General features: G+C 59.2%; 25 protein-coding genes and 2 tRNA genes. 13 read left to right on the top strand and 14 right to left on the bottom strand.

What is annotated here, in order from left to right; translation table 11 throughout:
* Positions 1–105 precede the first annotated feature (105 nt).
* Positions 106–990 (top strand): manganese catalase family protein, encoded by an 885-nt coding sequence (locus tag BI292_RS19135; RefSeq protein WP_092269133.1) that lies wholly within the window; start codon positions 106–108, stop codon positions 988–990.
* A 261-nt stretch (positions 991–1251) separates the two neighbouring features.
* Positions 1252–2181 (top strand): ZIP family metal transporter, encoded by a 930-nt coding sequence (locus BI292_RS19130; RefSeq protein WP_101208796.1) that lies wholly within the window; start codon positions 1252–1254, stop codon positions 2179–2181.
* A gap of 227 nt (positions 2182–2408) precedes the next feature.
* On the opposite strand, the gene BI292_RS19125 is transcribed toward BI292_RS19130, so the two are convergent.
* From BI292_RS19125 to BI292_RS19115, 3 genes are all read right to left on the bottom strand, one after another.
* Positions 2409–2663: a DUF6555 family protein gene (locus BI292_RS19125; protein ID WP_092269126.1), complete on the bottom strand. Its 255-nt coding sequence runs from the start codon at positions 2661–2663 to the stop codon at positions 2409–2411.
* A gap of 193 nt (positions 2664–2856) precedes the next feature.
* Entirely contained in the window at positions 2857–3579 is a 723-nt protein-coding gene (locus BI292_RS19120; RefSeq protein ID WP_101208795.1) for an NUDIX hydrolase, read from the bottom strand.
* Complete coding sequence (locus BI292_RS19115; protein ID WP_101208794.1) at positions 3572–4126, bottom strand: adenylyltransferase/cytidyltransferase family protein; 555 nt, start codon at positions 4124–4126, stop codon at positions 3572–3574. The genes BI292_RS19120 and BI292_RS19115 overlap by 8 nt, the downstream gene beginning before the upstream one ends.
* A 177-nt stretch (positions 4127–4303) precedes the next feature.
* Here BI292_RS19115 and BI292_RS19110 point away from each other — a divergent pair, with 177 nt between their 5' ends.
* The 4 genes from BI292_RS19110 to BI292_RS19095 all read left to right on the top strand — a co-directional run bounded on the left by BI292_RS19110 (position 4304) and on the right by BI292_RS19095 (position 7795).
* On the top strand, positions 4304–4951 hold the full coding sequence (locus BI292_RS19110; protein WP_101208793.1) for a nicotinamidase: 648 nt from the start codon (positions 4304–4306) through the stop codon (positions 4949–4951).
* 10 nt (positions 4952–4961) lie between these two features.
* The gene (gene pncB, locus BI292_RS19105) at positions 4962–6191 is read left to right on the top strand and encodes a nicotinate phosphoribosyltransferase (RefSeq protein ID WP_101208792.1); all 1230 of its coding nucleotides are present in this window, start codon (positions 4962–4964) and stop codon (positions 6189–6191) included.
* Between the two features lies 1 nt (position 6192).
* A complete protein-coding gene (gene nadE, locus BI292_RS19100; RefSeq protein WP_101208791.1) occupies positions 6193–7035 on the top strand; it encodes an ammonia-dependent NAD(+) synthetase in 843 nt (280 codons plus the stop codon).
* Between the two features lie 106 nt (positions 7036–7141).
* Positions 7142–7795 (top strand): peroxiredoxin, encoded by a 654-nt coding sequence (locus BI292_RS19095; RefSeq protein WP_092269108.1) that lies wholly within the window; start codon positions 7142–7144, stop codon positions 7793–7795.
* A gap of 60 nt (positions 7796–7855) precedes the next feature.
* Here BI292_RS19095 and BI292_RS19090 read toward each other — a convergent pair whose 3' ends face one another.
* Positions 7856–8287, bottom strand: coding sequence for a hypothetical protein (locus BI292_RS19090; protein ID WP_101208790.1), 432 nt, complete (start codon positions 8285–8287; stop codon positions 7856–7858).
* Positions 8288–8366: 79 nt separating this feature from the next.
* A complete protein-coding gene (locus BI292_RS19085) occupies positions 8367–9140 on the bottom strand; it encodes an L-iditol 2-dehydrogenase (RefSeq protein WP_101208789.1) in 774 nt (257 codons plus the stop codon).
* 241 nt (positions 9141–9381) lie between these two features.
* Here BI292_RS19085 and BI292_RS19080 point away from each other — a divergent pair, with 241 nt between their 5' ends.
* Positions 9382–10287: an AraC family transcriptional regulator gene (locus BI292_RS19080; RefSeq protein ID WP_101208788.1), complete on the top strand. Its 906-nt coding sequence runs from the start codon at positions 9382–9384 to the stop codon at positions 10285–10287.
* Between the two features lie 87 nt (positions 10288–10374).
* Here the strand turns inward: BI292_RS19080 and BI292_RS19075 are convergent, their stop codons facing one another.
* Complete coding sequence (locus BI292_RS19075) at positions 10375–11220, bottom strand: GNAT family N-acetyltransferase (RefSeq protein WP_101208787.1); 846 nt, start codon at positions 11218–11220, stop codon at positions 10375–10377.
* A gap of 284 nt (positions 11221–11504) precedes the next feature.
* Here BI292_RS19075 and BI292_RS19070 point away from each other — a divergent pair.
* The 5 genes from BI292_RS19070 to BI292_RS19050 all read left to right on the top strand — a co-directional run bounded on the left by BI292_RS19070 (position 11505) and on the right by BI292_RS19050 (position 13576).
* Positions 11505–11578: transfer RNA gene (locus BI292_RS19070), tRNA-Cys, on the top strand.
* Between the two features lie 210 nt (positions 11579–11788).
* Positions 11789–12268, top strand: coding sequence for a DUF3757 domain-containing protein (locus tag BI292_RS19065; RefSeq protein ID WP_157831280.1), 480 nt, complete (start codon positions 11789–11791; stop codon positions 12266–12268).
* A gap of 263 nt (positions 12269–12531) precedes the next feature.
* Positions 12532–12618, top strand: a tRNA-Leu gene (locus BI292_RS19060).
* Between the two features lie 87 nt (positions 12619–12705).
* A complete protein-coding gene (locus tag BI292_RS19055) occupies positions 12706–13074 on the top strand; it encodes a hypothetical protein (RefSeq protein WP_157831279.1) in 369 nt (122 codons plus the stop codon).
* A gap of 283 nt (positions 13075–13357) precedes the next feature.
* Positions 13358–13576 (top strand): hypothetical protein, encoded by a 219-nt coding sequence (locus tag BI292_RS19050; protein ID WP_092269090.1) that lies wholly within the window; start codon positions 13358–13360, stop codon positions 13574–13576.
* A 33-nt stretch (positions 13577–13609) separates the two neighbouring features.
* On the opposite strand, the gene BI292_RS19045 is transcribed toward BI292_RS19050, so the two are convergent.
* The 8 genes from BI292_RS19045 to BI292_RS19010 form a co-directional block, all read right to left on the bottom strand.
* Positions 13610–13840 (bottom strand): hypothetical protein, encoded by a 231-nt coding sequence (locus BI292_RS19045; protein ID WP_092269087.1) that lies wholly within the window; start codon positions 13838–13840, stop codon positions 13610–13612.
* A gap of 113 nt (positions 13841–13953) precedes the next feature.
* Positions 13954–14175, bottom strand: coding sequence for a hypothetical protein (locus BI292_RS19040; RefSeq protein WP_101208784.1), 222 nt, complete (start codon positions 14173–14175; stop codon positions 13954–13956).
* Between the two features lie 72 nt (positions 14176–14247).
* The gene (locus BI292_RS19035) at positions 14248–15903 is read right to left on the bottom strand and encodes an ABC-F family ATP-binding cassette domain-containing protein (protein WP_101208783.1); all 1656 of its coding nucleotides are present in this window, start codon (positions 15901–15903) and stop codon (positions 14248–14250) included.
* A gap of 163 nt (positions 15904–16066) precedes the next feature.
* The gene (locus BI292_RS19030; protein ID WP_101208782.1) at positions 16067–17107 is read right to left on the bottom strand and encodes a DNA topoisomerase IB; all 1041 of its coding nucleotides are present in this window, start codon (positions 17105–17107) and stop codon (positions 16067–16069) included.
* 75 nt (positions 17108–17182) lie between these two features.
* A complete protein-coding gene (gene modC, locus BI292_RS19025) occupies positions 17183–18262 on the bottom strand; it encodes a molybdenum ABC transporter ATP-binding protein (protein ID WP_101208781.1) in 1080 nt (359 codons plus the stop codon).
* A 3-nt stretch (positions 18263–18265) separates the two neighbouring features.
* Positions 18266–18946: a molybdate ABC transporter permease subunit gene (gene modB / locus BI292_RS19020; protein ID WP_101208780.1), complete on the bottom strand. Its 681-nt coding sequence runs from the start codon at positions 18944–18946 to the stop codon at positions 18266–18268.
* Entirely contained in the window at positions 18947–19714 is a 768-nt protein-coding gene (gene modA / locus BI292_RS19015; protein ID WP_101208779.1) for a molybdate ABC transporter substrate-binding protein, read from the bottom strand.
* A gap of 256 nt (positions 19715–19970) precedes the next feature.
* Positions 19971–21035: a nitronate monooxygenase family protein gene (locus BI292_RS19010; protein WP_101208778.1), complete on the bottom strand. Its 1065-nt coding sequence runs from the start codon at positions 21033–21035 to the stop codon at positions 19971–19973.
* A gap of 324 nt (positions 21036–21359) precedes the next feature.
* Between BI292_RS19010 and BI292_RS19005 the strand changes: the two genes are divergently transcribed.
* The coding region (locus BI292_RS19005) for an MDR family oxidoreductase (RefSeq protein ID WP_101208777.1) at positions 21360–22332 on the top strand (973 nt) is incomplete at its 3' end.

Genomic DNA, 22332 nt, shown 5'->3' with positions numbered 1-22332 from the left:
TTTATAAAATTTTCCCGATGGCCCCAGCTTCAGATGATTGTGGGCGGCGCATTCGGTCAACCGGCGAATGAGTTACGCAGCCTTTAAGGCCTGAGGAGATCCATCATGTTTTTACACAACAAGCGACTCCAATACACCGTACGCGTAGCTCAACCGAACCCAGGGTTGGCAAACCTTTTACTGGAACAATTTGGCGGCGCCCAAGGCGAACTCGCGGCCGCCTCGCGCTACTTTACCCAGGCGCTGGCCGAAGATGATCCAGGCAGGAAAGACCTGCTGATGGACATCGCCACCGAGGAGCTCAGCCACCTGGAGATCGTCGGTTCGATCATCGTCATGCTCAACAAGGGCGCCAAGGGTCGACTGGCCGAAGGCGTGGAGGAAGAGGGGGAGTTATATCGCGCGATCAATGGCGCCGGTAACGATTCGCACATCACCAGCCTGCTGTACGGCGCCGGCGCGCCATTAACCAACTCGGCGGGCGTGCCGTGGTCAGCCGCCTACGTCGATACCATCGGCGAGCCGACCGCAGATTTCCGCTCGAACATCGCCGCCGAGGCGCGGGCGAAAATTGTCTACGAACGACTGATGAACGTCACCGATGATCCCGGTGTGAAAGAAGCGCTCGGTTTCCTGATGACCCGTGAAATCGCCCATCAACTGTCCTTCGAAAAAGCCTTGCACGCGATCCAGCCGAACTTCCCCCAAGGCAAGCTTCCGGGCATGCCGGAGTTCACCAACGTCTACTTCAACCTGTCGCAGGGCGAGGGCAGTACACGCGGGCCGTGGAATCAGGGCGAGGATTGGGAATACGTCGAAGACCCGCAACCGGCGGTGGACGGCGGCGATGGCTCGGCCAGCGTGCAACTGAGCGCCGAGGACGAAGAGCTGCTGCTGGACATGAAAATGCGCACCATGTCCGACCCTGACAGCGACCCGGTTACGGGCGCGGATCTGGGTGCAGGCATGCAGCAACAGGCAGATGCCTGACGGACGACCGCACGCCACGTTGGCGTGCGGTTTTTTTTTTGCTGAAAAACTCCATTTAACAAAAGCAGATTGAACAATTGAGGTGAACCAAATGGTCTCTACTACAAGGATGTCCTCGGCAGAATCGTTCGAGGGCTTTTCGCGTCTGTTCAGCTCCACCGCAATGGCTTTCGAGCGGGAGGCGTCACGGCTCTCGCGGCAGATCCACGCGGCGGCACCGAGGGCGAACGGCAAACGCTCCAATGGCAAATAGAGGTTTTTATGTCTGACCCTTCTTCGCCCAGCAGAACGTCCTGGCACGCCGGGCTTGACCCCGGCAAGAGCGGCAATTGGTTGGCCGTCCTGTTCTGGGCGACCTTGGTGGGCGTCACGGTTCTGTTGCTGATCAGCGGTTACAGCGCGTTCACTGGCGATAACCGCGCCAACCTGAATTACGCCTTGCTCGGTGGTTTTTCCGGTTTCGGCGCGACCGCCCTCGGCGCCGTCGCCGCCGTGGTATTGCGCGACATCAGCGCCCGCACGCAAGACATCATGCTCGGCTTCGCTGCCGGGATGATGCTCGCCGCCAGTTCGTTCTCGCTGATCCTGCCCGGCATCGACGCGGCGCAGTCGATTGCCGGCAACAAACTGCTCTCAGCCTGTGTGGTGGTTTTTGGATTGGCACTGGGTGTGGCGCTGATGGTCGGGCTGGAGCGCTTTGTTCCGCATGAGCACGAGAAGAGCGGGCGCAAAGGACCGGAAGCGCAGCGTTTCAATCGCGTATGGCTGTTCGTGCTGGCGATCACTTTGCACAACCTGCCCGAAGGCATGGCGATTGGTGTGAGTTTCGCCAATGGCGACATGAAAGTCGGCCTGCCGCTGACCACCGCGATTGCGATTCAGGACATCCCCGAAGGCCTCGCCGTGGCACTCGCCTTGCGCGTCACCGGCATCTCGACCTGGCGCGCGGCGCTGATCGCGATTGGCTCGGGATTGATGGAGCCACTGGGTGCGGTCATTGGCCTGGGCATCTCCAGCAGTTTTGCCCTGGGCTACCCGGTCGCGTTGGGCCTGGCGGCCGGAGCGATGATTTTTGTGGTGTCGCATGAAGTGATTCCGGAGACTCACCGCAATGGCCACGAGACCCCGGCGACGCTCGGTTTGATGCTCGGTTTCGGAGTGATGATGTTCCTCGATACCGCGCTGGGCTGACGCTGCAAAAACCGTCCTGTCACGCGCTAACGTGCAGCTGCAATAAAACGGCGCCGGCAAATTTGCCGGCGCCGTTTATTTTGCATAAATGAAACCCCCTGTAGGAGCGAGGCTTGCCCGCGAAGGCGTCTGCACGTTCAACATCATTGCTGACTGTTGAAGAGCTTTCGCGGGCAAGCCTCGCTCCTACGGGGGCGGTGGTGGTCAGGCGAGGTGTCCGTCAGTGCTTACGATGTCGTCACCTCCGACCAGGTCAACGTTGCCGATTCACGCCACTTGACCTCGGTCACCCCGTACTTTTCAGCCTGGGGTTTGGACACAACCTTGAGCGGCGGTCGACCGGGTTTGGGTATCGGCGCGATGCCGGCATCACAACTTGCCCAGTGCCAGGCATCCCCATTGTTCATTACCTTGGCGCGGATAATGAACGACTTGGTTTTGCCGTGCAGTTTGTACTCAATGACGTAAAGACCGGTGTTCATGAGTCCCCCTCCTTTTGCTCATAGATAAAGGAGTGGTCGCGTCAGAAAAAAATTCAAAGCAATTGACGGCCGACGTTACCTTTTGATTTGCGGAAGGAAAATCGGGCTGATTTGTGGGGTTTTCAAGGGGTCGCATGCGCTGCGACTGAGCGCAATGCTGCCGTTCAAACGCTCGCCGCGTACTGGTCAATCGTCACTCGAGAAAACACCGGTCAAACAGATAAAGACTCGCAGGTTTCAGGTTCTCGACGGTGGCTTGCGGGCGGCCGCCGTCGCCGCTCTTCTTGCGCCCGGTTTCCTGCAAATGGCCGGCCTCGGTCATCTTCAACAGGCGTTGGCGAATGCTGGTTTTGAGCACCGGGCGCTCCAGCACCAGCGAGAAAATATTCACCGCTTCCGGCGCGCTGAACTCGTTGCCGAGGAACATCAGCGGCAGGCTGCTGTAAAGCGATTTCGACAGCAGGCGATCCTGCACGGCGGCGACCAGGTGGTTGTGATCGAACGGCAATTTGGTCGAGGCATCGGCGACGTCCTGCAACGGGAAAAAGCGCTGATGCTCGGCGAGCTGCACCGGCTCGCTGACGATCGCCAGGTAAAACGTCGATGACGACCAGCAGCGTGGGTCGCGAAACGCATCGCCGACCGTGCCGACCTGTTCGATCCACGCCAACGGCATGCCGACCTTGCTCGATTGGCGCAACCGCTCGACCGCGTCGGCCAGTGTCAGGTCTTCGACGCCGCCGTTGACGACGATGCCGGGCAACGCCCAGTGGCCGGCGAACGGCTCGGCTTCGCGGCGATTGAGGAGGATTTGCAAGGCGTGACTGTCACGGCAGTAGCGCAACACGCACAGGTCGATGGTGTGCAAGTAGGCTCGGGGCAAAGTTTCAGTGGGCAGCGCGGTGCGGTCAGGCATGGGAGTTTCCGTGAGCGGCGTAGAGGTCGTAGTTTACCGGGTTCATCCCCGGCGCCATCCATTGACTGGGCAAAGCCTCGCCCAACGCCAGACGTTGGCGAATCGCGGTGCTGCGTACATGAATGGTTTCCTCGATGCACATGATCGAAAAACGCTCCAGTAATTCCTGGCCGCGATAGAAGGTCGGCAGCAACTGCGCAATGTCTTCGCCAACCACCAAGGCAATCTTTTTACCGTCCAGCGCCAGGCTCTCGGCGAGGTGGGCGAGCAGGGTGTAGCTGTAGATCGGCCCGTCAATCTCGCGTGCAATCTGCTGTTCGACGCGGCTGACGGCAATATCGCCACGGCACAACGGCCGGACGTGCTCGACAATCGATTGCAGCCAGCTCAGCCGCAACGGGTAATCCGCCATACGTTTGCCATAGGGGTGGCGAAAGCTTGGGGCGACCAGCACGCGCCTGGCCCGTGCGGCGGCTTCGATCATCACTTGGGCGTGACCGGCGTGTGGCGGGTTGAACGCGCCGCCGTACAGGGCTAACTCGAACATGGCTGATCTTCCTTTCTAGGTACATGACGTGTACCCTAGCACCAAAATCCGTTCACGCCAAATAGCCAAGTCGCAGCGTTTAAGTAGAACAAGCTGTTCGAAAATCTTTTTTAAAAACTCGCTTGCCATGAAAGTACACGACATGTACCTTTGGCTCCAAGAACAGGAGAGCACGCCATGACCAGCCCAACCGTGAAAACCGCTTCCTTCGATGTCGATGCACAAAAAAGCTTTACGCCGCTGTGCCCGGATGAGCTGCCCGTGGCTGGCGGCGATCAGATCGGCGGCGAACTGAACTTCATCGCCGCCCTCGCCAGTCTGCGGGTCGGCAGCAAGGACGCCCATTCGCCGCAGGCACCGTGGGTGGTCGCCGAGCACGCGCAGATGCTTCAGCCAACCGGCCTCGAACACGCCGATGTGACTTGGGTCAGCCACTGCATCCCCGGCACCGAAGGCTTCAAATTGCTCGACGAATTGCCCAGCCCATATGACTACGACTACTTCGTGTGGAAGGGTGTCGAGCCGGACCTTCATCCGTATGGCGCCTGCTACCACGACCTGCACGGCAAGCTCTCCACCGGCGTCATCGAATACCTGAAAAGCCAGCAAGTGCAGCAAGTCATCGTTGGTGGTCTGGCCCTGGATTTCTGCGTCAAGACCACCGCGCTGCAACTCGCCGCCGCTGGTTTCAAAGTGATCGTGCACCTGCCGGCGTGCCGGGCGATCAGCGAGGAGGGCGCCACTCAAGCCATTGAGCAAATGCAACACGCGGGCATCGCGGTTACCGCGACTCGCGAAGAAACCGCCACGTTGGCAAACGCATAAGGAAAATGACATGGACAGTGCATTCGACCGCGACAACGGCGTGATCCAGAGCCTTCTGGACACCGATTACTACACCTTCACCATGATGCAAGCGGTGCTGCACCAGCACCCGAACGTCGAGGTGGAATACCAGTTCATCGTTCGCTCGAAAGAACGCCTCGGGCACCTGATCCCGCAGTTGCGCGAAGAACTGGAGAAACTCGCCGGCCTGCAACTGCGCGAGGGCGAGCAGCGGTTTCTGTTCAACAAACGCTTCCGCGAATACCTGACACCGGACTTCGAACAATTCCTCGGTTTGTTCCGCTTCAATCTGCGTTACATCCACGTCGCGGAAATCGACGGTCAACTGAACATCCGCGTTCGCGGGCCGATGCTGCACTGCATCATGTTCGAGCAACCGGTATTGGCGATGGTCAGCGAGTTGCGCAACCGCGACAAATACCCTGAAGTCGAACTGGCTGACGTCACGCGCCAGCTCTATCAGAAGTTTGAATGGCTGGAGAAAAACGCCAGCCGCGAAGAGCTCGCCGAGTTGCGCGTTTCGGACTTCTCGACCCGGCGGCGCCTGTCATTCCGCGCCCAGCGCGAAGTGGTGAACGTGATGCGCAGCGACTTCCCTGGTGTGTTCGTCGGCACCAGCAACGCGCACCTGGCATACGAATTCGACTTGCCACTGATCGGCACCATGGCCCACCAGTGGCTAATGGTGCACCAGCAACTCGGGCGGTTGCGCGAGAGCCAGAACGCCGCGCTGGAAAACTGGGTGCACGAGTACCGTGGCCGCTTGGGGATCGCGCTGACCGACTGCATCAGCACCGACTTTTTCCTCAAGGATTTTGACCTGTACTTCGCCAAGCTTTACGACGGTCTGCGCCAGGATTCCGGTGACCCGATCGTCTGGGCCGACAAAGTGCTGGGCCGTTATAAAGAGCTGGGCATCGACCCGCGGACCAAGGACCTGATGTTCTCCGACGGTCTCAACTTCGAAAAATGCTTGCCGATCCTGCGCCACGTGCGCGGCAAGGCCAAATTCGGCTTCGGCATGGGCACCAGCCTGGCGTGCGACGTCGAAGGCGTCGAACCGCTGAGCATCGTCATGAAACTGGTGCGCGTGCACGGCGAACCGGTGGTGAAGTTCTCCGATGACCCGATCAAAAACGTCTGCGAAGACGCCTCGTTCCTGCGCTACGCGGCGCAAGTGTTCAACGTCACGCTGATCAATCCGCAACTGGGAGCCTGAGATGACCACACAACAGCAAGGCAGTATTGCCCGGGACCTGGGCATCGACCGTCAACTGAAAAAGGGTGGCGAAAGCGCAGAAATCGCCCGGCGCATCGACTTCATCAAACAGGTGTTGCGCGAGTCCGGTTGCAAGGCTTTGGTCCTGGGTATCAGCGGCGGCGTCGATTCGCTGACCGCCGGGCGCTTGTGCCAATTGGCGGTCGAGCAACTGCGCGACGAACACTATCAGGCACGTTTCATTGCCGTGCGTTTGCCCTACAAAACTCAGGCCGATGAGCAAGATGCCCAGGCGTCACTCGACTTCATCGGCCCGGACCTGATCACCACCGCCAATATCGCCGCGTGCGTCGATGGCTTGATGGCCAACATCGCCATTGACGGCTTGCAGCCTTCGGCCCAATTGCTGGATTTCGCCAAGGGTAACGTCAAGGCGCGGGCGCGGATGCTCGCGCAATATGCGATCGCCAATTTCAGCGGCGGGCTAGTCGTCGGCACCGACCACGGCGCCGAAGCGTTGATGGGGTTCTTCACCAAATTCGGCGATGGCGCCTGCGATCTGGCGCCGCTGTCAGGCCTGACCAAAACCCAGGTGCGCCTGCTCGCCGATGCCCTGCAAGCCCCGGCGCATTTAGTGCGCAAACCACCGACCGCCGACCTCGAAGAACTGGCGCCGGGCAAGCTCGATGAGGCGGCGTATGGCTGCACTTATGAGGAGATTGACGCTTACCTGATGGGCGAAACGGTATCGGCGCAGGCGCGGCAGATTATCGAAAATGCCTACAGCAAAACCGCACACAAACGCGCCTTGCCGAGGGTTCCTGTTACCGCAAGTTGCGAGTAACCGGCAGGTCGCAAACCGTCTCCTATACTGTCTCGCGTTGACAAGGTTCAACGCCGTTGGCGAAGGCTGTTGGGCTCCCCCACGACCTCACCGTAAGGAGATCATCATGGCAATCCGTATTGGCGACGAGGCACCGGACTTCACCGTTGAAAGCACTGAAGGCACACTGAATTTCCACCAATGGATCGGCGATAAATGGGCGATTCTGTTTTCCCATCCGAAGGACTTCACCCCGGTCTGCACCACTGAACTGGGCTATATGGCCGGGCTCAAACCGGAGTTCGACAAGCGCAACACCAAGGTCGTCGGGCTCAGCGTCGACCCGGTCAGCAACCACGCCAGTTGGGCCAAGGACATCGAAGAGACTCAGGGCCACGCGGTCAATTACCCGATGATCGGTGACGAGAATCTGGTGGTCGCCAAGCTCTACGACATGATCCACCCGAACGCCAGCGGCGGCACGCGCACCGCCGTGGACAACGCGACGGTGCGCTCGGTGTTCATCATCGGCCCGGACAAGAAGGTCAAGGCAATGCTCATCTACCCGATGAGCGCCGGGCGCAATTTTGACGAAGTATTGCGTCTGCTCGACGCGCTGCAACTGAACGCCAAACACACGGTGGCGACCCCGGTGAACTGGCGTCCGGGCGACGACGTGATCATCCCGACTTCGGTTTCCGATGAAGACGCACGCAAGAAATACCCCGAAGGTTTCACCACGGTGAAACCTTATCTGCGCACCGTGGCCCAGCCCAAGTAATCCGTTCAGGGACTCGCAACTGGCAGCATCGGGGGCATTGAGGTGTCTCCCGGTGCTGGGTCAGGCCGCCAGTTGTTGTTGCAATTGCAGGTTACCGTCGACGTCCTTGACCAGACCGCTGGCGAGGAACAACGGTTGCAAGCGTTTGTGCAGCTGTGGCTCGACGAATTCCTTGACCGTGTCGAGCGCCAGATTGCCGTAAACCTCCAGCTCCGCTTTGGAATACGACAGCCAGGCCTTCTTCAACACCATTAAAACGTCGCTGCCGGCGGTGGAAGCGAAGCGGCGGTTGAGCACCTGGCCGTCGAGGTTGAAGGTGTGCTGATACTCGTAATCAGTCTGGTCACCGGCGGTTTCGACGCAACGGATGCACGTGCATTGGCCGTCACCGAAGGCCATCCGCAGATAGTTGTTGAAGTCGACCACGGGTTTGAGGCCCAGGCGCTTATCGACTTCGAACAGGTCGCCAGTCAACTTTTCATCATTACTCAACGTCAATTCCCTCACAGTCATGCGGCGTATTTTCACAGCGCTGCACAATACCAGCCGAACCGGCTGCGCGGGTACTCGATCAGCTCATCCAGTTGCCGCCATCGACGTTATAGGTCTGCGCGACGATGTAATCGCTTTCCGCCGAAGCGAGGAAAATCGCCATCCCGACCAAGTCTTGCGCCGTCGCCATGCGCCCCAGCGGCACTTCGTCGCCGACGAGTTTTTTCTTCTCGCCGAGCGGGCGGTTTTCGTACTTGGCAAACAACGCGTCGACGCCGTCCCAATGCTCGCCATCGACCACGCCCGGAGCAATCGCGTTGACGTTGATCCGGTGCTTGATCAGGTTCAGCCCGGCCGATTGGGTCAGGCTGATCACCGCTGCTTTGCTCGCGCAATACACCGCCACCAACGCTTCGCCGCGCCGCCCGGCCTGACTGGCCATGTTGATGATTTTGCCGCCATGCCCCTGGGCGATCATTTGCCGCGCGGCAGCCTGCAGGGTAAACAGCGTGCCGGCGACGTTGATCGAGAACAGCCGGTCGAAGCTGTCGCGGGTGATCTCGGTGATGGGCGCGAGGTCAAACAGCGCGGCGTTGTTGATCAGGATGTCGAGCTTGCCGACCTTGCCGACCACCGTGGCGATGGCGGCGTCGATAGAGGTCTGGTCAGTGACGTCCATTGCCACGGCGTAGGCATTCGGGCCCAGCTCGCCAGCGGTGATTTGCGCACGTTCGAGGTTGATATCAGCGATGGCCACGGTCGCGCCTTCGTCGATATAGGCTTGGGCGAAGGCGCGACCAATGCCGCGCGCCGAACCGGTGATCAGCGTACTTTTACCTTGCAAACGTTTCATGGTGTTCTCCGCTCTGCAGCGTCGGCAGCAGGAATTTATTGTTGTCAGCCGCAATGGCAAGCCGATTACAGCAGCTCGACCAACGCCTCACAAATCATCGGCCTACACCTGACTGGTACTTTTTTAACCGCGCGGGCCGAAGGAAAAAAAGTATCAGTCGCCGCCAAACGTCGAGCTAGCCAAGGCCTGCATTGCAGTGGGATTCTTGCAGTACTAAAAAAATAACAAAGGCGTGATCGTGATGAGCTCGACCACCATGGCGGAAAAACCAGCGGCGCTCGAAGTGATCCTCAACGAGCCGCAGCACAGCTTTCGCTGGTATCAGCACGACTATCCATTTGATCTGGCGCGCTGGAATCATCATCCCGAATTCGAAATTCACCTGATCCGCGAGGGCAGCGGCCGCTTGCTCGCGGGCGATTACATTGGTCTGTTCGAGGCGGGGCACGTCGCGCTGATCGGGCCGGGATTGCCCCACGACTGGATCAGCGACCTGGGCAAAGGCGAGTTGATTGCCGGACGCGACGTGGTGTTGCAGTTCGATGGTCAGGCGTTGATGCAACTGCGCAATCTGGTGCCTGAACTCAGCGAGCTGCAGAGTCTGTTTCGCCAAGCGGCGCGAGGCGTTGAGTTCAGCGGGGCCACGCGTGAGAAAGCCGCGCAGTTGCTTGAGCAGATTGGCCAGAGCCAGGGGTTTGAGCGGTTATGCCTGTTCCTTGCGCTGCTGCAACTGCTGGCCGCAGCGCCCGAACGCGAACGCAAGACTCTTGCCAGCCTGCACTACGCGCCGATGCTCGATGCCCTGACTGCCGAGCGCATGAGCATCGTGTTCGACTACATCCTCAACGACCTTGGCGATGAACTGCGCCTGTCGGTGATCGCCCAGCGCCTGCAGATGAGCGAACCGGCGTTCTCGAAATTCTTCAAACGCTCGACCGGCCACACTTTCGTCGACCTGACCCGCAAACTGCGCGTGCAGCGCGCCTGTCGATTGCTCGCACAGAGCGGCCTCAGCGTGTCGAATATCTGTTTTGAAGTGGGCTACGCGAATCTGTCGAATTTCAACCGGCACTTCCGCCACGAAATGCACGAAACCCCGAGCGAATATCGGCAGCGACTGCGGGGAAGCGCGGCTGTAGGTTTATAGGACTGCCCAATCAAACAAAATGCCTGTGGCGAGCGAGCTTGCTCGCGTTGGACTGCGCAGCAGACCCACTTCAAAGGGCTAATGTGTTCAACCAATCGCCTGGCTCACCAGCGCAAACTGACGCACATCACCGGTTACTTGCGGTGGGCCGCCGCGAGCCATTTGCGTAACGCTATCAACTGCCATCAAGCCGACGGTTTCCAGCCAATCACCCAACCCGCCATCGGCCGGGATATCGATGCGCACGAACTCGCCCGGCACCTGCGCGAGCAAAACCCCGATCAAATGACGGGCCTGATCGAGATTCTCCGCAACCACCGGGCCAATACTCAAACCCCGTCCGCAAACACGCAACAGGGCAAAGGCGCGCAACTGGCCTTCACTTTCGATGCCGAGCGAATAGTCGACGGCGTCAAACAGAACATCAAGCACAGCGCCACGGTCCATTCCGGTCGCGGCATTCGCCAGCTCCAGCACGCGCGGCTGATCGGCACCCTCCAACGGGCGGCAAGTTTGCGTGTCAGCCAATGGATGCAGGGCAGGGGCGTGCGCCAAGCCCTGATGCTGCGCAATCTGCCCGAATTCGACAAAACCCTGACTGACATACAGCAGCGCACCGGCGCGGGTGGCGTTGAGAATTGGCGTTCGCGTCTGACAAGCATCCAGCGCCAGCTCCATCAACGCGCGACCAATGCCCTTGCCCTGGTAATCGCTGCTGACAATCACCAGGCCAATCGTTGCGTAATCACCTTGAGGGCAGGTGAATGCCGTACCGATCAGACGTTCGCCATCCAGCGCAACAAAACCGAGGCTGAGCCGCAGCAGCATCGCCCAGTCGTCCAGCCGATGTGGCCACTTCAATTGCTCGGACAGAGCGAGGGCGGCCGGCAGATCGGCATCGGTCATCGGGCGGTAAACAACAGTGGCGGGCATGGCGAGTCTCCGTTGATCAATGGGCGCGAACGGCCGCAGTGATGGTGCCTGCGTGAAGCCAGGATGAAAACCTTCCAGCCGCGCTGTCTTCAACCCTGGAGAATTTTTTTTGAAATCAAGGGGTTGCCACCCTCGGCAATTCAGTACATAATTCACGCCATCGAAAGCACTGACCGCTGAAAAAGCTCAATGTTTTCAAAGAGTTAGAGAGAGTGATTGAATTGTCTCTCGAAACTCAACGTTTGTATGCGTCTGGTGTCGTGCTACTGACATCCGATGTTTGAGGCCGAGTAGCAAAATGGTTATGCAGCGGATTGCAAATCCGCCTACGCCGGTTCGATTCCGACCTCGGCCTCCACTTTTAAAAGCCCTGTAGATCAATGATCTACGGGGCTTTTTTTATGTGCGTTGGAAACTACCGGCAACGTGACGTTTTCGGACAGTGCTCAAGGATCCTTCCGATCACGGTCAACAGGAATTCTTACTCAATATCGGATAAGTCCTACATATAAATAATCTGGCGAATGCTATCTAAGCCTCCTTCCCCATTTCTGACCGGAGGGCGGTTGTGTTCAGACTTATTTTTGTGAGGCTTGTTTGCTTGTCATTGCTGCTTCTTTCGATCTCCGCGACTGCGCAGAGTCAATATTTTCGAACATCGGTCTGGCCGGACAGCGAGGAATCATGCCCGCTGCCGCAGGATATTCACAATAATGCAGGGATCTTTACCGCGCCCGCGAGTACGGATGGCGTTGAATGGATCGGAGCCGTGGCTGATGGGCAAAATGATCGGGTCAAGGACTTCCACAAAGGCTTGTTCGTGCTGACTAAGGATGAATACAACGGCCTCGGGATTCTGAGTAGCTGCATGTATGAATTGTCGGGAGGGCAATTTTTGGCGATGCGCCTGGACTTGGGTAAAAACTACCAACAAGGGATGTGGATCGAACTGGCCTCGCAGTGGAGCAAATCTGCCGACGGTGCTTTACCGACAATGCTTGAATGCAACAGTAAAGAAGCCGCTGGCTGCGCGTTTTATCTGGAGTGAGCGCGGGGTTGGTTGCGCGGATTCAAACTTTTCACTCCGTAGCTGCGGCAACCTCGACCTGTTCCTTGGCGTATTTCGTAGTCCTTTGATCTATCAAGCTTTTTCCTGTGCGCCGCATTGAGGCATTTAGTCTTGAAAAGTGCATATGCGAACTTGCTTCACGGGGGAGGGATGTATATATTTCCACCTCCGCTGCACCAGCGTCAGAACTGTCGCCAAGCCAAACAGCTGTCGCGACGCTCAGACCGCTTCACCGCGCTACCGCCCGAATGGCGAAATTGGTAGACGCATGGGACTTAAAATCCCCCGCTCGTAAGGGCGTGCCGGTTCGATTCCGGCTTCGGGCACCATATTTATCAAAGGCCTGCATGAGGTTTCTCATGCAGGCCTTTGTCGTTTCCGGGTTCGCCATTTATCACTAGCAAGGAGCTTGAGTTTTGATTTCAATGATGAAAATGACTGTTTTTGGATTCGGCGTCGCGGTTATCGGTTTAAGCGTTGTCCCGTTTTCCTCGGCAGAGGAAATGACCGAACGCGAGATGGCAGTGACACTCGTCGCAGCGCAGAGAGCATGCACTCACGTCTATCCAGGCATCGAATTCACAATTCAGAACGCCATCGATGACCCTGACATGCAGTTACCCGCCGAGGTGGGAGAGGAAGCACTGCTCGCCGAAAAATCGCCGGAGTATCAAAAAGAAATTCGCTTGGCTCAAGACCCAATGGAACAGGACGTAACTGGACGAGCAGCGCTTGGCCTCATGTGTTCATTCATGAAGCCGCCCAAGCGTTTCTGGCAGTGGTGATTCCGGGCGTTTCAGTTAGCCGCTCAAAATCCAGACAAAAAAAGGCCCGCATGCGGGCGGGCCAAGGGGATTTATCAAAAGGAGTGGGTCCACAGTAGAGCTTGGGTTGTGAACGCAATGTGAAAGGGATGTGCAAGAAAAGTCCCGGTCGCGAGCGCTCAAGCGATTCACCTGGCGCGCTACCGGTTATCGGCTAACAGGAATCATTCAAATGTTCCTGACTCAATTCCCTCACACGCAATTGCTTCGCCGTCGGCGAGCAAGTCAGATGGGGTTGATATAAATGACATCAGTCGATGATTTCCGGATCAAGTCACACGAGCTTTTGATGAATCTGGATGCTGCAACATCAGAAATGATGCAATTGATTTCATCCCGCTCAGTGTCCGGCCCGCTTTGGGAGGACGCAGTCAAACGCCAACACGACGCTTACGTGCGCTGGAACGCGTTTATCAATAGTCGCGACGGCGACGAGCCGCTTGAGGTGCCGCCGGCCAACTGAATACTGCCCGTCGAGCAATGTGCGGCGGGCAAGTTATCTGAACCGTGGCAGTGGTCGCTCGACCGGACGCAACGAAGATAGCGTGCTGCGAATCAGCGGCGTGTCCTTTTCGATGTCATTCAGCCGATCACGGATTTTCAGCGCCGTCGGGTGCCCGCCCTGGTGATCAACCCAGTCGGCAATTTCTTTGCAGGCTGCAGCGAGACGCGCCTGACGGGAGTCAAGCAGGGTGAGCAGGGTGGTGATGGACTCTTTTTCGGACATGACACACCTCCGTTGAGAGAAAACCTGGCAATGCAACAAAAGGCCCGCGGGTGCGAGCTCTGCCGGTGGCGTCGCTGGTCCTTCAGCTTAACTAATAAGTGTAGACCGGCGCTTTAGCCTTGTCGGGCCGTGACTTGCGACTTGGCATTAAGCTGCCGGCATTCACGTCGCGCGTCTTCTTCCAGATCAAAACCGTCGCCGATAAAGCCGCGGGTGCGGGTGTCAGCGATGCGGAACCAGACCGCCGCTTCGGGCGGCGAGTGGCTGACTTCTCCAGCGCGGCGGCCATGGATGATGATCTTGTTGCAGCGCTTCACGACGAAAATGTCTTCCATGGCACCACCGTGGCTGATTCGTGTTCACATCAACTATAGAACCCCTTGGCTATCGTGCAAAAAATACACAGGTCAGTTCGTCGGTTGGTTGCGCGTGACCGGCTGCAATTGCCAGCCAGACGCCTGCCATTGCAGCGTATGGCTCGGGTCCAGCGCCGCGAGAAACGCCGGATCGTGAGACACCGCGATGATCGCGCCGGGGAAGCTGCGCAAGGCGTGCTCGAATGCCTCGATGGATTGCAGGTCCAGATGATTGGTCGGTTCGTCCAGCAACAATAATTGCGCCGGCACCTTGCGCCATAAGGCGATAGCGAGCGCCGCTTTCAGCCGTTCACCACCACTCAATGAACCGCTGGGCCGGGTGACTCGACTGGCGTCTAGTTGCAGATTCGCCAGATAACTTCGCAGCAGGCCTTCCGCCAGCGGCGTGTCCAGCAAGCCCAACTGCTCGACCACTGCACGCCGATCGTCCAGCAACGCCAATTGCTGATCGAGAAACGCACTCGGCACATGCGTAATGCATTCACCGCTGATCGGCGGGAATTGACCAGCGAGCATTCGCAAAAAGGTCGATTTGCCGCAGCCATTCGGACCGCTGACCGCAATGCGCAGCGGGCCACAAATATTCAGAGTCACATACGTGGCGGGTTGGTCAGCGGCGAGCCAGGGTAATTGCGCGTTGATCAGCGTCAGCACCTGACGCGTCGCCGGTACCTCGGCGCCTGGCAGGTTGACCACTACGCATTCATCCGGCAACACCTTGGCGTGTGCCTGTCGCACCTGCTGATCAAGCGCGTTTTTGCGCGATTGATGCGCTTGGCGCACCGGCCCCATGGCGTCCGCCGCTGCGCTTTTTATCCGCGCTCGTTCAAACCCCGAGACATTGGCGATATCAGCCTTTTTGCGCGTGGACGCGGCGCGGCGCTGCACCGTGTCGTGCTCACGCTGCAAACGGCTGCGCTCGCGGGTGCGTTGGCTGCGAGCCTGATCAAGGACACGTTGCACGGCAGCGTTTTCGACAGTGCGTTGCTGCTGAAACGCCGAGTAATCGCCGCTGAACACACTCGCCCCATGCGGCGTTATCTCGACAATCCGTTGCATGCGGTTCAACAGTTGCCGGTCATGGCTGATCACGATCAAACCGCCGCGCCACATGTCGAGCCTGCGCATCAGCCAATGTCGTCCCGCTGCGTCGAGGTGGTTGGTCGGCTCATCCAGTACCAGAAGTTGCGCCTGCCCAAGCATCGCGCCGATCAGTGCGATGCGGGCTTGCTGGCCGCCGCTCAACTGTTGCGTCAGTTGCTCAAAAGCAATGTCCGCAAGACCAGCCTCGTCCAGCAACTGCCGCAGCCGCTCAGGCAAATCCCAACGCTCGGCCAGGGTGTCGAAATCCTCACTGGAGGCGTGCCCGAGATTCACGCGCGCGAGGGCTTGCAGCGCTGGGGCGCAACCGGTGGATTCGGCGACGGTTTGCCCTTCAATGATTGGAAACGTTTGCGCGACATAAGCGACGCGGGCCTGGCGAGTCAGGCTGCCGGCGGTGGGTGTGAGTTGCCCGGCAATCAAGCGTCCAAGCACGCTTTTGCCGACGCCATTGCGCCCGACGATAGCGCTGGGGGCGCGGTCGAAGCTGAGGTTCAGTGAATCGAAAAGTGTCTCGCCGTTGGCAAACTGGAAACCCAGTTGGTTCAGGGAGACGAGAGCAGGCAGACGCGTGACGTGAGTCATCGGCACCTCCGGAAAATGTCGAAAAACCAACAAGCGCCGTAGCGGCTTGTCGCGGGAACATTTTGGAAGGCTTAGTTGTTCACGTTGGCGGTCGTCCTGCGAGAAGGAAAGGTCGTCAGGCTAGACGAGGACTGGCATTCGAGCAAGTCCTCGAACAGTGCGGTTATGAAGCTTTTTCCGCAGCTTCGACCATTTTCTCAAGGAAAATCGCCAGCCCGACTTCCTCTGCTCGCAGCCCTTTGCGCACTCGCGAACGCGGCAATTCGGCCAGCGAGCCCAGCAGGAAGCCGTCGACCACCGCCGGGTGGATGTAGCATTTGCGGCATACGGCCGGGGTGTTGCCCAACTGTTTGGCGACGTTCTTGACCATCTCCACCACATGCCGCTTGGCATCGGATTCCGGCTCCCAATGCAACTCGCGCAGCACCGACAACGCCAACGCGCTGCCCGCCCAGGTGCGGTAATCCTTAGCGGTGAAATCGGCGCCGGTGAGGGTTTGCAAGTAAGCGTTGACGTCGGAAGAAGTGATCGAGTGGCGCTCGCCGTTTTCGTCGAGGTACTGAAACAGGTTTTGCCCGGGGATTTCCAGGCAACGCTTGATGATCCGCGCCAGGCGCCGGTCTTTCACAGTGATCTGATGTTCGACGCCGCTCTTGCCGCGAAACTGGAACAGGATCGCGCTGCCGTTGACCTCGACATGCTGGTTGCGCAGTGTGGTCAATCCATACGAGCGGTTATCGCGGGCATATTGCGTGTTGCCGACCCGGATCAACGTCGCGTCGAGCAAGGTAATCACCGTGGCCATGACTTTGTCGCGGCTGAAACCGGGCGCCTCCAGCAGGGCTTCCAGTTGTTTGCGCAGCTTCGGCAGGGCCATGCCGAAATCGCGCAGGCGCGAGTATTTGTCGGCATCGCGCACCTCGCGCCAACGCGCGTGATAACGGTATTGCTTGCGGCCCCGCGCGTCGCGCCCGGTGGCTTGCAGATGGCCGCGCGGGTCGGCGCTGATCCACACATTGGTGTACGCGGGCGGTACGGCGAGGGCGTTGATGCGTTTGATTTCGTCGGGATCTTTGATGCGCTGGCCCGACGGATCGAAATAGCAGAACTTGCCGCGCAATATCTTGCGAGTGATACCGGGCTGGGTGTCATCGACATAATGCAGGTCGGGTGGCAACACATCGGTCAGCGCGGTATCGGGCATGGCAGTAGTCCTGGGCAACAAAAAGAAGGCGTGTACAGGATTGACCGCGAGCGATTGCGGTTGGTGCCGACGGATTTACGCGAGGACGGCGACAGCCTTGATTTGCGCCCAGAGTTGTTGCCCGGGGTGGATGCACAACTGATCCCGTGAATACCGCGTAATGCGCGCCAACAGTGGCGAACCGCCGGCGTCCAGGCGAATCAACACGTGCGCCGCGTTATCGGCAGGTTGCTCGCTGACCACCGTCACCGGCAGGCGATTGAGAATGCTGCTTTGCTCGACACCGTGCTGGCTGAGGCTGACATCGCGCGCCTGAACCTTGCAGCGCAGCGCCTGACCGTCGGCCATCGGCGAATGCGCGACGCGGATGCTCAGCTCGGTATTCGGCAGTTGCAGGGTCAGCAATTGATAGTCGACGTCATAAGCGCTGACATGCCCCTCAATCACCACGCCCGCGTCGTCGCCCAAGGCCAGCGGCAAGTCGAGCCGTGCGAGGGTTTCGCCAATCGGTCCGCTGGCCAGGGCTTTGCCGTCGCTCAGCAGCACGAGGTGATCGGCCAGCCGCGCCACTTCATCCTGCGAGTGGCTGACGTACAGCACTGGTATGTCCAGTTCGTCGTGCAGACGTTGCAGGTACGGCAGGATTTCGTTTTTACGCTGACTGTCGAGGGCGGCGAGCGGTTCGTCCATCAGCAGCAATTTCGGGCTGGTCAGCAGGGCACGGGCGATGCCGACGCGCTGGCGTTCGCCGCCGGACAGATTCTGCGGATGACGGTCGAGCAGATGCGCGATGCCGAGCAGTTCGGTGGCGTGGGCCATGTCGACGCGGCGCTGCGATTTGGCGATGCGCTTGAGGCCGAATTCGAGGTTGGCCAGCACCGATAGATGCGGGAACAGGCTGGCCTCCTGAAACACGTAGCCAATCGCACGTTTATGCGGCGGCACGAAAATATTCTGGCTGCTGTCCTGCCAGACTTCATCGTTGACCTGAATAAAGCCATCTTCGGCGCGCTCCAGGCCGGCGATGCAGCGCAGGCACGTAGTCTTGCCCGAGCCAGAATGGCCATACAGTGCACTGACGCCGCGACCGGGCAATTGCAGGTCGACGTCGAGGGAGAAACCGGAATAGCTGAGTTTCAGGCGCGTGAGAATCATCAATCAGCTCCAGGCCGTTTTGGTTTTACGGCTGGAATACAGCGCCAGCAACACAAGGAATGAGAACAGCAGCATGGCCCCGGCCAGCCAATGCGCCTGGGCGTATTCCATGGCTTCGACGTGATCGTAAATCTGCACCGAAACTACGCGGGTCTTGTCCGGGATGTTGCCGCCGATCATCAGCACCACGCCGAATTCGCCGACCGTGTGGGCAAACCCGAGGATCGCTGCGGTGATGAAACCGGGGCGAGCCAATGGCAGGATCACGCTGAAAAACGTGTCCCACGGATTGGCGCGCAGCGTTGCGGCGACTTCCAATGGGCGAGTGCCGATGGCGGCAAAAGCGTTTTGCAGCGGCTGCACCACAAACGGCATCGAATACAGCACCGAGCCGATTACCAGCCCGGCAAAACTGAAAGTCAGCGTGCCGAGCCCCAGCGCTTGGGTGAACTGGCCGATGAAACCGTGAGGCCCGAGCGCCAGCAATAAATAGAAGCCAATCACTGTCGGCGGCAATACCAGCGGCAGGGCGACGATGGCCCCGACCGGGCCGCGCCACCACGAGCGGGTGCGCGACAGCCACAACGCAATCGGAGTGCCGATGACCAGGAGGATCACGGTCGTCAGGGACGCCAGTTTCAGGGTCAGCCAGATGGCGGAAAAATCGGCACTCGTCAGCGTCATTTAGAGTTGATAACCGTAGGACTTGATGACAGCCGCAGCTTTTGGTCCCTTGAGGTAGTCAACCAGTGCCTTGGCGGCCGGGTTGTCCTTGCCTTTGTTGAGGATCACCGCGTCTTGTTTGATTGGGTCGTGCAGTTCCGCCGGAACGATCCAGGCTGAGCCGCTGGTGACTTTGCCGTCTTTGTAGACCTGCGACAAGGCTACAAAACCCAGTTCAGCGTTGCCGGTGGAAACAAATTGATAAGCCTGGGTGATGTTCTGGCCTTCGACGATTTTACTTTTGACCTTGTCGGTCAGGCCTTGCTTGGCCAACACCTGGGTCGCGGCCAGGCCATACGGCGCGGCTTTCGGATTGGCGATGGACAGGTGCTGGTACGCGTTGTTTTTCAGCACTTCGCCGTTGGCATCGACATAGCCTTCTTTGGCCGACCACAGCGCCAGGGTGCCGATGGCGTAGGTGAAGCGCGAGCCTTTGACGATTTCGCCTTCGTTTTCGAGTTTTTGCGGGGTGCTGTCGTCGGCCGAGAGGAACACTTCGAACGGCGCGCCGTTTTTGATCTGGGTGTAGAACTGCCCGGTTGCGCCATAGGCTGCGACCAGTTTGTGCCCGGTGTCTTTTTCGAAATCGGCGGCGATCGCTTGAATCGGCGCGGTGAAGTTGGCGGCTACTGCGACCTGGACTTCATCGGCCTGGGCCGAGCCGCACGCGAATATTGCGAGCAGGCTGGCGAGGTAAGCGGGGGCAAAACGTGAGGCACGAATGGTCATGAAGCGGCTCCGTTGTTATTGGGGTGAACGCTATATAGCGGAATATATAGCGAAATGCCTGTGAACGGAACTTGCCGGTTTTAACTTGTGCTCAATGTAGGTGCTGAACTTGGTGGGTGCTGAACTTGGTGGGAGCTGAGCTTTGTGGGAGCTGAGCTCGCTCGCGATGGCGGTGGGACATTCGACATCTTGGCTGTTTGGACGTCCGCTATCGCGAGCAGGCTCACTCCTACAGGTGATTCGTTGGGTGAGGAGGTTAGTGGTGGGTCAGTTTGGCCAATGCTTCTTCGGCGAAGCGCCGGGTCAGTTCTGCCGTGGTCAGTTCGATACCTAGCGTAAACGCCTGACCAGCCCAAAGGTTGGCGAAGTCCGCCGGATCCTTCGCCCGCAGCGGTAACAGCGCGCCACCGGCCAATGGGAACGCAGGCGCCTTGTCGCTCATCGGCCCGATCTCGCGCATCACCCGGTTGAGAATCCCCCGTGCCGGGCGCCCGGTGAAGAGATTGGTCACCGCTGTTTCGCTTTCCTTGGCCGTGCGCAACGCTTTATGGTGCGCCGCGCTGACCTTGGCTTCTGGGGTAAACAGGTACGCCGTGCCCAATTGCACTGCCGAGGCGCCGAGGTGAAACGCGGCAACAATCCCGCGCACGTCGCCGATCCCGCCAGCAGCGATCACCGGCACCTTCACCGCGTCGACCACCTGCGGCAACAGCGCGAACGTACCGACTTGGCTGCTCAAGTCATCGCTGAGAAACATCCCGCGATGGCCACCGGCCTCGTAACCCATGGCGATAATCGCGTCGCAGCCGTGCTGCTCCAGCCACACCGCCTCTTCGACAGTGGTGGCCGAGGACAGAATCTTCGCGCCGGTGGCTTTGACCCGTTCCAGCAGCGCCTGCTGCGGCAGACCAAAGTGGAAACTGACGACTTCGGGGCGAAACTCTTCGATCACGGCGCACGCCGTCTCATCGAACGGCGCGCGATTGGACACCGGCGTCGGCGCATCGAAATCGGCGCCCAATTCGCGGTAGTAGGGCTCCAGCAGATTTTTCCATGCGTCAGCCTTTTGCTCGTCCGGCGCCGGCGGTTGATGACAGAAGAAGTTGACGTTGAACGGGCGCTGGCTCTGCTGGCGGATGGTTTTCAGCTCTTCGCGCAATTGCTCGACGCTGAGCATCGCCGCAGGCATCGAGCCCAGGCCGCCAGCGTTGCTCGCGGCAATGACCATCGCGGAATCGGTCGCGCCGGCCATAGGCGCCTGGATAATCGGCAGCTCGATCCCGAGCAGGTCAAGAATGCGCGTATCTGGCCACTGGCTCATGTGCTTGCTTCTCCGACGGTCAGGGCAGGGAGGTTAATGTCGGTTTTGTAACAGCTATCGCCAGTCTCACGCCAGTTGGTTTTTCTGAACGGTGGCGTCTGTTTTTATGAAGCCTTGACCAGTTGAATGCGCGCAGGCTAGGCAGTGCCAGCTCCATCGACAGCAAGGCTTTTCACGGATTTGCCGGCCGAAAAAAAAGCATAGTCGGCGATCATGGAAACGCCCGGCGGATTTGGCGATTGGCGGAAAGTCGGGTAGGGCAATGTGTTGCTTTGTGTTATTTGATGGGCACTCCAACCTCAGCAAACCCCTCGGGAGGCAGCGATGTTCAACGGTATTTTGATCGACAAAGACGACAGCGGTTATCGAGCCACACTGCAGGAAATCAATGAAGAGCAACTGCCCGAGGGCAATGTGACCGTGCGCGTGGCGTACAGCACGTTGAATTTCAAGGACGGTCTGGCGATCACCGGCAGCAGTCCGGTGGTGCGAAAATTCCCCATGGTGCCGGGGATTGATCTGGCAGGCAGCGTCGAAGCCAGCGAGCATCCGGACTACAAGGTCGGCGACCTTGTCCTGCTTAACGGTTGGGGCGTGGGCGAAGGGCATTGGGGCGGATTGGCGCAGAAAGCGCGGCTCAACGGCGACTGGTTGATCGCGCTGCCAAAGGCCTTCACGCCGGCGCAAGCCATGGCAATCGGCACCGCCGGTTACACGGCGATGCTGAGCATTCTGGCGCTGGAGCGCAATGGCGTCACCCCGCAGCAGGGTGAAGTGCTGGTGACCGGCGCGAATGGCGGTGTAGGCAGTTTCGCCATCGCGTTGTTGAGCAAGCTTGGCTACACCGTCGTGGCCTCGACCGGTCGCACTTCGGAGCACGATTACCTCAAACAGCTCGGCGCCAGCGAAATCATCGACCGCGCGACCTTATCCGAGCCGGGCAAGCCGCTGGCCAAGGAACGCTGGGCAGCGGTCATCGATTCGGTCGGCAGCCACACGCTGGCCAACGCCTGCGCCAGTACCAAAGCCAACGGCACGGTCGCCGCGTGCGGATTGGCCCAGGGCATGGATTTTCCGGCCTCGGTCGCGCCGTTCATTCTGCGCGGAGTGACCCTCGCCGGCATCAACAGCGTGACCCAGCCCAAAGCCAAACGCGTAATGGCCTGGAACCGTCTGGCCACGGATCTGGACTTCGCTTTACTGCCGCTGATCAGCCACGAGATTGGTCTCAGCGAAGCCATTGCAGCCGCGCCGAAATTGCTCGCCGGCCAGTTGCGCGGCTGCAATGGCTTCGCTG

This window comes from Pseudomonas sp. 43NM1, from assembly GCF_002836905.1.
Taxonomy (GTDB): Bacteria; Pseudomonadota; Gammaproteobacteria; order Pseudomonadales; family Pseudomonadaceae; genus Aquipseudomonas; species Aquipseudomonas prosekii.
The sequence above is the reverse complement of the archived record's forward strand: the minus strand, read 5'-3'. Positions and strand labels throughout refer to the sequence as shown.